This is a genomic window from Bartonella saheliensis, from assembly GCF_902162175.1.
In genome coordinates this window covers 1-9,150 of sequence record NZ_LR607242.1, presented here as the reverse complement: position 1 = coordinate 9,150, position 9,150 = coordinate 1, and the positions used below count along the sequence as shown (strand labels likewise).

General features: G+C 38.8%; 9 protein-coding genes and 1 pseudogene. 6 read left to right on the top strand and 4 right to left on the bottom strand.

The window, feature by feature from the left end:
• The 3 genes and pseudogenes from FS875_RS08740 to FS875_RS08730 all read left to right on the top strand — a co-directional run.
• Nucleotides 1-247: pseudogene (locus tag FS875_RS08740) on the top strand (class I SAM-dependent methyltransferase); the annotation flags it as partial.
• Nucleotides 248-326: 79 nt separating this feature from the next.
• On the top strand, nucleotides 327-1,112 hold the full coding sequence (pgeF, locus tag FS875_RS08735; RefSeq protein WP_144755744.1) for a peptidoglycan editing factor PgeF: 786 nt from the start codon (nucleotides 327-329) through the stop codon (nucleotides 1,110-1,112).
• A gap of 474 nt (nucleotides 1,113-1,586) precedes the next feature.
• Complete coding sequence (locus FS875_RS08730) at nucleotides 1,587-2,519, top strand: ribose-phosphate pyrophosphokinase (protein WP_144755741.1); 933 nt, start codon at nucleotides 1,587-1,589, stop codon at nucleotides 2,517-2,519.
• On the opposite strand, the gene FS875_RS08725 is transcribed toward FS875_RS08730, so the two are convergent.
• On the bottom strand, nucleotides 2,516-4,015 hold the full coding sequence (locus FS875_RS08725; RefSeq protein WP_144755739.1) for a helicase HerA domain-containing protein: 1,500 nt from the start codon (nucleotides 4,013-4,015) through the stop codon (nucleotides 2,516-2,518). The genes FS875_RS08730 and FS875_RS08725 overlap by 4 nt on opposite strands.
• Before the next feature lie 287 nt (nucleotides 4,016-4,302).
• On the opposite strand from FS875_RS08725, the gene FS875_RS08720 reads away from it, so the two are divergent.
• Both FS875_RS08720 and pth read left to right on the top strand, forming a co-directional pair.
• Complete coding sequence (locus tag FS875_RS08720) at nucleotides 4,303-4,932, top strand: 50S ribosomal protein L25/general stress protein Ctc (RefSeq protein WP_144755736.1); 630 nt, start codon at nucleotides 4,303-4,305, stop codon at nucleotides 4,930-4,932.
• A 75-nt stretch (nucleotides 4,933-5,007) separates the two neighbouring features.
• A complete protein-coding gene (pth, locus tag FS875_RS08715; RefSeq protein ID WP_144755733.1) occupies nucleotides 5,008-5,589 on the top strand; it encodes an aminoacyl-tRNA hydrolase in 582 nt (193 codons plus the stop codon).
• 402 nt (nucleotides 5,590-5,991) lie between these two features.
• Here pth and FS875_RS08710 read toward each other — a convergent pair whose 3' ends face one another.
• On the bottom strand, nucleotides 5,992-6,735 hold the full coding sequence (locus FS875_RS08710; RefSeq protein ID WP_144755730.1) for a L,D-transpeptidase: 744 nt from the start codon (nucleotides 6,733-6,735) through the stop codon (nucleotides 5,992-5,994).
• A gap of 252 nt (nucleotides 6,736-6,987) precedes the next feature.
• Here FS875_RS08710 and ychF point away from each other — a divergent pair, with 252 nt between their 5' ends.
• The gene (ychF, locus tag FS875_RS08705) at nucleotides 6,988-8,091 is read left to right on the top strand and encodes a redox-regulated ATPase YchF (protein WP_144755727.1); all 1,104 of its coding nucleotides are present in this window, start codon (nucleotides 6,988-6,990) and stop codon (nucleotides 8,089-8,091) included.
• A 323-nt stretch (nucleotides 8,092-8,414) separates the two neighbouring features.
• On the opposite strand, the gene FS875_RS08700 is transcribed toward ychF, so the two are convergent.
• Entirely contained in the window at nucleotides 8,415-8,855 is a 441-nt protein-coding gene (locus FS875_RS08700) for a PRC-barrel domain-containing protein (RefSeq protein WP_144755724.1), read from the bottom strand.
• A 137-nt stretch (nucleotides 8,856-8,992) separates the two neighbouring features.
• On the bottom strand, nucleotides 8,993-9,150 hold a 158-nt coding region (locus tag FS875_RS08695), incomplete at its 5' end, for a cytochrome c1 (protein ID WP_246067893.1).

The window sequence follows — 9,150 nt, the reverse complement described above, 5'->3', positions numbered from 1 at the left end:
TTTTTCCTTTTTAAAGAATATCGCCCTTGAACAAGGCTGTTTTGTTGAAATCTTAGAACAAGGAGACTTTCTCTTAAAAATGGGGCTTCTAGAACGCGCACAACAGCTTGGATCGAATAAAAATGCTCCATTGCAACACAAAATCCGCCAAGATATCGAGCGATTAGCTGGTCCAGATCAAATGGGAAAATTATTTAAAGTCTTATATATGAGTGATAAAAATATACCTGTACCTCCCAGATTTTGATGCCCATAAATATTGACAAATACGCGCATTTCACACACCATTCTCTCTTTGAAAACAACCATCTTTATGAGGAAGTTTGATGAATCCTATCTCACCCCCTATCCTTGCAAAAGAGCTTTCTGCCTTACACATACACGGGATAAAACATGGTTTTTTCACACGTCAATGCGGTATTTCAAAAAGCCTCTTTCCAGGCCTTCATGTTGGACAAAGTGCCAACGATCAACCCGCACATATCGCACAAAATTGCCTTTTGATCGCCGATTACTTTAATGTTGAGGTACAAAATTTAATCATTGTCAATCAAATACACTCTTCTGAAGTTGTCGTAGCGAAACAAGCTTTTACTGATGAAGTTCCCAAAGCAGATGCTCTTGTTACCACCACACCAGGACTCGTCATCGGCATTCTTACAGCAGATTGTGGACCAGTTTTATTGGCTGATCCACAAGCAGGTGTCATCGCTGCTGCTCATGCTGGTTGGAAAGGAAGCTTAAAAGGAATTATAGAAAAAACCATCACCGTTATGGAAGGACAAGGCGCCAAAAGACAATCAATAACAGCAGTCCTTGGTCCTTGTATTGGTCCTTGCCACTACGAAGTCACAGACGAATTTTACCACCAATTTATTGATTGCGAGAGTAAATTTCAAAAATATTTTTTAAAAACAGATAAAGCTAATCACTTTCACTTTAACCTGTGGGCATTCATTCTCAATCAACTCAAAGAAGCAGGGGTTAGTGCTTCTTGTGTGGAACTTTGCACCTACCAAGATGAACAGCGTTTTTTCTCCTATCGGCGTGCAACACTCCGAAATGAACCAGATGATGAACGACAATTTTCTGCGATTATGTTGACGAGATGAAATGGGGCTTTTTTCATCTAAAGAGAATAGCAAAACTGCAAAATACAATTTTTAGCTCACGATGAAACAAAAGCTACTCTCACACACTGCGCTTTTTATCAAAAATATTTTTTTAACAAACAAAGTACGAAGGGGCTAATTATTCTTATCTCCAAAATTTGCCTGTAATGGCTAAATTTAAAACAATGTTTAAACATGAACTCTGCTTTATTCCTTGTATACAGAAAACCATATCCACACTGTTCTATAGAGTAAAAGAAAAAAGATTTAATCGATATACTTATTTCTTTATCTCATGGTGAAAAAACTTTGCTCTAAAAGCAATAAAATTTTGGAAAAAGAAAAAATAAAATACAGAGCTCTTCAATAAGAAGAGATAAAATTGTAACGCTTTTATAATTGTTTTCTTGCAATCTGATAATAAGAAGTTAAAAACCCTATCATACTCTACCGTGACGACTCAGAGGTTCCACTATGAAGCTTTTCTGCGGCAATTCTAATCCACGCCTTGCTGAAGATGTTACAAATTATTTAAATATTCCCTTAGGCAAAGCAACCGTAAAACGCTTTGCTGATCAAGAAATTTTTGTAGAATTACATGAAAATGTACGTGGACAAGATGTGTTTGTTTTACAATCCACATCCTATCCAGCCAACGATCATTTGATGGAATTGCTCATTATGATTGATGCGCTTCGCCGCTCTTCGGCGCGTCGGATTACAGCCGTCATCCCCTATTTTGGTTACGCGCGCCAAGATCGTAAACCTGGACCACGCACCCCCATTTCCGCAAAACTTGTTGCCAACCTGATTACCGAAGCAGGCGCCCACCGTGTTTTAACATTGGATCTTCATGCCGGACAAATTCAAGGTTTTTTTGATATTCCCACGGATAATCTCTATGCTGTTCCAGTTATTTCTCGCGATGTCAAAATGCATTACTCGCTTGAAAATGTTATTGTTGTTTCACCGGATGTCGGAGGGGTGGTACGCGCCCGTTCGCTTGCCAAGCGCTTAAATAGTTTGCTGGCTATTGTTGATAAACGCCGTGAACGCCCTGGTGAATCAGAGGTTATGAATATTATCGGAGATGTCTCTGGAAAAGATTGTCTTTTGCTTGATGATATTGTTGATTCCGGTGGAACACTATGCAATGCAGCAAGCGCTCTCCTAAAACACGGTGCCAATAGTGTTACGGCTTACATCACGCATGGTGTTCTTTCTGGAAATGCTATTGAGCGTATTACTCATTCAGAAATGAAAGAATTGGTTATTACAGATTCGATTATGCCAACAGAAGCCATTGAAAAAGCTCATAATATTCGCGTTTTGCCCATTGCCGATCTCATTGGAGAAGCAATCGCCAGAACAGCAGCAGAACAATCTGTCTCAAGTTTATTCGGTTAAAGTGGTGCTTTAGGATCTCCTGGTGCCGTTTCGACACCAAGATCAGGAAATGCAATGATGCGTTGACCACTAAAATGTGTATGAATAACAATGAGACCGCGCTCTTCAAAATAAGTTAAAAGCCGCCGTGCACGACTTAAAGAGTGTGTCCCATAAAGGCGGGCTAAAAATGCATCGGATGGACATGGCTTTCCACCCAATGCGGCCTGTGCCACATTCAAGAAGACTCCTTGAACATCATCTTCCAAACTTTCTGATATCTGCAAAATATGTTTCCAATGTTCACTTACAGCGGTTTCTTCATCAACACAAGCTTGGGCAATCGCCAATTTACGCCGAAATTGTGAGAGATTAAAAGGAACCTTAGACATACCATGGATACGACAACGAACTGAAAAATCTTGATAAAGCACCGCTGTTGAACGATAAAAAGCCTCAGGATCCTCAAGAATTTCCCGAATAACATGTTCTGCTTGACACTCTCGCTCAACATCAGAAAGTTCAGGAAATAAACTTAGGTTTTCTTCTAAGTCCTCTTGTTTTTTATGCACCACCTCCTCTAACATCTCGTGCATTGATTTTTCTCTCACAGGCTCTCGTATTTGTTTAAATGGCGTTAAAATTTCCTCTGGTGAAGCCGTAAAAACCAGTTCTTTTGCATCTATGTGCTCTGTTGGAAGTGGCATTAATTTAGGGCTAGAAGAGCGTGCTAAAGTTTCAACTGAACCAATGATAATTGGTAAGGGACGCCTTGATAAAGCAGGACCTAAAGCGATAAAATGTCCCCGCTCAAGATCTCTAAACATTTCCGCTTGACGACGCTCCATCCCCAAAAGATCAGCCGCACGCATCATATCAATATCTAAAAAAGTTCGACCTATTAAAAAATTTGAAGCTTCAGCAGCAACATTTTTGGCAAGCTTAGCCAAACGTTGTGTTGCAATAACACCAGCAAGCCCCCGTTTACGTCCTCGACACATAAGGTTGGTCATAGCACTCAGAGAAATTTTACGCGCTTCATCAGAAACTTCTCCTGCCGCAGTTGGAGCAAACAATTGTGCCTCATCAACCACCACAAGCATAGGATACCAATAATCACGTTCCACATCAAACAGTGCCCCAAGGAAAGCCCCCACAGCACGCATCTGTTGTTCTGTATCTAAACCTTCAAGATTGAACACCACAGAAACCCGATGTTGACGAATGCGATGAGCAATACGCGTTAGTTCTAATTCGCTGCGTTGAGCCTCTACAATAACATGACCAAATTTATCGGCCAAAGTGATAAAATCGCCTTCTGGATCAATCACGCAGTGCTGCACCCACTTAGCACTTTGTTCTAAAAGACGACGTAAAAGATGTGATTTTCCTGAACCGGAATTACCTTGTACCAAAAGACGTGTCGCCAATAATTCTTCCAAGTCAAGAAGCGCTGGCGTCGATTTATGCAAAGCACGACTCTCTGACATCTCACCCAAGGCAATCTCAACCTTCATAACATCTCCAGTGTTTGATTTTAAACATATTAGCGCCTATTGGTTGATTCTCTATCCGCATAGCAATTTGTAACATTTCCTCCTTTTTAACGGTAGAAATCATCGATTTTTCCCACAACTCTTGCATCTGCGCGAAGTTTGAATTATAGAACAAGCTTCTACGTAGACACCCTTGGAGGCAGCGTAGAATGGAGCAATCGCTGTTTTCTAGCGCATATCTTCATATCCATGCAAAAACTGTTATTGTTTTTGAAGGATCTCCAATCATGTAAATAAGGACTTAAATTATGAGTAAAAGCTACACTCTTAAGGCCGAAAAACGCGAGCGGGTTGGTAAGGGGTCCTCCCGTGAACTTCGCCGCAACGGTCTTATCCCTGCTGTCATTTATGGTGAAAAACAACCTCCTTTGGCAATAACCGTTCCCTATAAAGAAATTTTCTACAAAATCCACGCCGGTGGCTTTCGGACCACCATTGCAACGATTGTTCTCGACAAGCAAAAAATTATGGTCTTGCCAAAAGATTACCAATTGGATCCTGTGCGTGACTTTCCTCTCCACGTCGATTTCCTCCGTATTTCAGCAAAATCTGTTGTAGAAGTGAATATTCCTGTCCACTTCCTCAATGAAGATACAGCACCTGGACTTAAAAAGGGTGGTGTCCTCAATATTGTTCGCCACGAAATTGAATGTACCGCTCCAGCAAATGCTATTCCTGAAGCCATTGAAATTGACCTCTCTAGCTATTCTATTGGTGATTCTATCCACATTTCAGCTGTGCAACTGCCAAAAGATGTGACACCCATTATCCAAGATCGGGACTTTACCATTGCAACCATTGCAGCGCCTGCTGGCATGGATGTCAGTGATGAAACTTCCGAACAAGAAAAGGATGAAGACGAGGCGCAAACTTCATAAAACTCAACAGGCGGGAATTTTCCCGCCTTAATTTATGAGACGTATACTCCCCTCACACTTTGACTGAAGGTACATATGTGGCTTATTGCTGGTCTTGGAAATCCTGGTTTGCAATATCAAAATAACCGCCATAATATCGGTTTTATGGCTATTGATGCTATTTATCAGTCCTTTTCTTTTTCTCCATGGTCAAAGAAGTTTCAAGCAGAAATCTCTAGTGGTTTCATAAATAATGAAAAAATTTTTCTTATTAAACCGCAAACCTTCATGAATCTCTCCGGCCAAGCCATTGGTGAAGCCTTGCGATTTTATAAATTAGATTTAAAGAGTTTGATCATTATTTATGATGAGTTAGACCTATCACCGGGAAAAGTCCGTGTAAAAATCGGAGGAGGAAATAATGGGCATAATGGTATTAAGTCTATTGATGCCCATTGTGGTACCGACTATTGTCGCATACGTATAGGTATTGGTCATCCTGGAAGTAAAGAACTTGTTCATCATCATGTTTTAGGAAATTTTACCAAATCTGATCAAGAATGGTTGCTCCCTCTCTTAAATACCATTGCAAAAAATATTGCTCTCCTCATAAAGGGTAACAAATCTCTCTTTATGAGTGAAGTTTCACAAACAATAAAAAATAAAAACTTACTCTAATCTTTTATTTCTCTCATCGGTAAAAAATCAACATTTCTCTATAGAAATTTTATATAATATATTGATTTATAAAATTAATTTTCTGTATGCTAAATAAATACACTCAATATAGTAAGATTTATTTCAAGTCTATTGATAATGAAACAATCAAAACCATTCGCTTACACCTCACAAATTGGAAAGGTATACAGATAAAAACCCTTGAAAAAAGAAAAAAATGCTTCTTATAAAACTTCTCAAAGGAAAAACCTGTTTGGGCAATATGAAAATCTGGCAAATAAAATAATGATATTGGTGCAGACTTTTTGAAAAAGAAAGATCTATACTCTCTTTTTGGAGAAAGAGAAGATTGAACAGCAAACCAAAATACTCAAATGGCTTTTTCCAATCTTCTCCCTAAAATTAAAAATCATTTGGCTGAATGGTTGACTCTAGCGGATCGTAGCCATTTGATTGTTGACTGTAAACTGTAGGAACACTCCTATTGTTTTGTAACACCACAACGCGCGAACCAACGGGAACACGATCATAAAGATCAATAATATCTTGATTAAGCAAGCGGATACATCCACTTGAAATAGCACGTCCTATTGACCAAGATTCATGTGAGCCATGAATACGGAAAAGTGTATCTTTCCCATTTTTGAAAAGGTAAAGTGCTCGCGCGCCCAATGGATTATCAGGTCCTGGTGGCATTCCTTTCCCCAAATGCCCATAACGTTCTGGTTCTCGAGCCATCATTGCTGCAGTAGGCGCCCAATTTGGCCAGCGACGCTTGCGCTGTACAACCCCCTCACCTTCAAATGCTAGGCCTTCCTTACCGACGCCAATCCCATAGCGTAAAGCTTTTCCATTTTCACCAATAAGGTAAAGAAAACATTCTTGCGTATCGATAACCAACGTTCCAGGTGGATAAGATGTATAATAAATCACTTCTTGTCGCCAAAACTTTGGATCAATTGTTGTAAGATCAACAGCAGGTAATGGATAAGTTTCATTCGTTACAGGACCGTACAAAGCCTGTATTTCCGGTGGAATGTATCGAGCTTGTTGAACAGAAGCCGATGACATATCTGATTGATGTGTTGTAGCACATCCAGCTAAAGCTAAAAGTGCTGCAATTAAAAAGGCACAACGAGATAACACTCTTCTATTTTCTCCCATTAATTATTTACGCAGATTTGCGTATCATGAAAAACTTAGCACACTATTAACATTAACTGGAAGTTTTCTTAATTATTAAGTTTAAGAAGAACTTTAAAAGATAAAAAAAACAGGTTATTCATTGCTGTAGACTTTTTTCTCACTTATCACAATACAAAGGCTATAACTCTTCTGAAAATATGCTATAAAAAATTTTTATCTTAGCCATAAAATCAATAGAAAAGAAAGATTCTCATGGGCTTTAAATGCGGTATTGTCGGATTACCTAATGTTGGAAAATCAACTCTTTTTAATGCGCTCACAAAAACAGCCACTGCACAGGCTGCCAATTATCCTTTTTGTACCATTGAACCCAACACCGGTGAAGTTGCTGTGCCAGATTTGCGGATGGAGAAAATTGCTTCCATCGCTGGTTCAAAAGAAATTATTCCCACACGCATCAGTTTTGTCGACATTGCTGGGCTTGTGCGCGGCGCTTCAAAAGGGGAAGGTTTAGGCAATAAATTTTTAGCCAATATCCGTGAGGTTGATGCCATTATTCATGTTTTACGCTGTTTTCAAGATGATGATATTACCCATGTAGAAGGACGCATTGATCCCATTTCTGATGCTACAACTGTTGAAACAGAACTTATGCTTGCGGATCTTGAAAGTTTGGAGCGACGAATCATACAAATTCGCAAACGTGCCACTGGAAAAGATAAAGAAGCTCTTACTATTCTACCCGTTATGGAAGCAGCCTTAAATTTACTCCAAAAAGGAAATCCTGTTCGATTATTGCTTAAAGATATCTCTTCCGAAGAACGCCGCATCCTTGAGAGTTTAAATCTTCTCACTTCTAAACCCGTCCTCTATGTGTGCAATGTAAGTGAAAATGACGCTGCTCATGGAAATAACTTCACACAAATGGTCGAAAAAATGGCAACAGAGCAAAATGCTCAAAGCATTATCATTTCTGCTTCTATCGAAGCTGAAATCACGCAACTTAATGAGACAGAAGCTTTAGAATATCTTAATGCCCTAGAGCTCTTTGAACCAAGTCTAAACCGCCTTATTCGTGCTGGCTACTCTTTACTAGATCTCATTACTTATTTCACCTGTGGTCCGAAGGAAACACGTGCATGGACAATCAGACGTGGCACTAAAGCCCCCCAAGCAGCCGGTGTTATCCATTCAGATTTCGAACGTGGTTTCATTCGCGCTCAAACCATTAGCTACGAAGATTATATTACCTTAGGAGGAGAAAACGGTGCAAAAGAAGCAGGGAAAGCCCGTGATGAAGGTAAAGAATATATTGTGCAAGACGGCGATGTTATGTTGTTTAAACATAATACTTAAATAATTGCTCTCTTTTAATATTTTGTGCCTTTTAAGCAAATAAAGAGTAGGGATAGGATTTACAAATATCCCTATCTATAAGGCTTTAAGGGTTAGATATTCTGTTGAAAGTATTTTAAAGCTGCACAAAACGTATAGAATATTTTTCTTTCAAACAAATTGAAATCATTAAGATCTAATCTCAATTTTCCTTTGAGTTCTAAAAAAAACAAAAAGAGATTCTTGCCTAAAGTTTTTACATTTCTCAAATACTCTGTATAAAAAAACAGTGCCATCACATGTTATGACAGCAACTGTTCTAATCTGACAATGGAAACACGAAATTAGCGAGCCCAACGTCCTTCGTATTTAAATGTTGGAGCGTCCTTTAAAGAATCTTTTGTCACATTCGTAATAAGTTTCCACTTACCATAATCATTTGTCATCTGGATTGTTTCTGGAGAAACGATCACATAACTCTCCCCTATGCCAAGAAAACCACCAACAGCAACCACAAACCCCGCAATATTATTTTCACGTAGAATAATATCTTTTACTTCACCAATATTTTCGTCTTCTATATTATAGACATTGGCACCTATAAGGCTGGAAGCAACAAAATCCGTTGCTAAAGGTGTTACATAGCGCACAGACTTATCAATCCCTACCTGTACAATACCCGTTGAAGAAATTATTTCAGGTTTAGAAGGCACTTCAAAAGACTGAGCATAAGTACTATAAACCATCAAAATTGACATAAGGGTAGTACATACAATTTTTTTCATTTTAACATCTCCGTTTTTACTTTGCTTTTACTTTATAAAACATCAATGCATCATAATCAGAATTGTTCCTTATGCTCTTTATACTCTTTCAAGACCAGTTCCCATAATTTTTTCTTCTATTCTTTTGCTTTCTCCTTTCATTTTTTTTCTAAACCACGCCAGAGATGGGCTTTTAAAATATAAACAAGCCCTCCAAAAAGGATCAAAAATAAGATAACACGAAAACCAGTTTTTTTACGAATTTCCATATGAGGATCAGCAGCCCACATTAAAAAAGCAGAAACATCACGTGCAT

Excerpts from the sequence above, each read along its gene's own strand:
- FS875_RS08725 (WP_144755739.1), bottom strand. The coding sequence starts at position 4,015 with ATGAAGGTTGAGATTGCCTTGGGTGAGATGTCAGAGAGTCGTGCTTTG.
- FS875_RS08730 (WP_144755741.1), top strand. The coding sequence starts at position 1,587 with ATGAAGCTTTTCTGCGGCAATTCTAATCCACGCCTTGCTGAAGATGTT.
- pth (WP_144755733.1), top strand. The coding sequence starts at position 5,008 with ATGTGGCTTATTGCTGGTCTTGGAAATCCTGGTTTGCAATATCAAAAT.
- FS875_RS08700 (WP_144755724.1), bottom strand. The coding sequence starts at position 8,855 with ATGAAAAAAATTGTATGTACTACCCTTATGTCAATTTTGATGGTTTAT.
- FS875_RS08720 (WP_144755736.1), top strand. The coding sequence starts at position 4,303 with ATGAGTAAAAGCTACACTCTTAAGGCCGAAAAACGCGAGCGGGTTGGT.
- ychF (WP_144755727.1), top strand. The coding sequence starts at position 6,988 with ATGGGCTTTAAATGCGGTATTGTCGGATTACCTAATGTTGGAAAATCA.
- pgeF (WP_144755744.1), top strand. The coding sequence starts at position 327 with ATGAATCCTATCTCACCCCCTATCCTTGCAAAAGAGCTTTCTGCCTTA.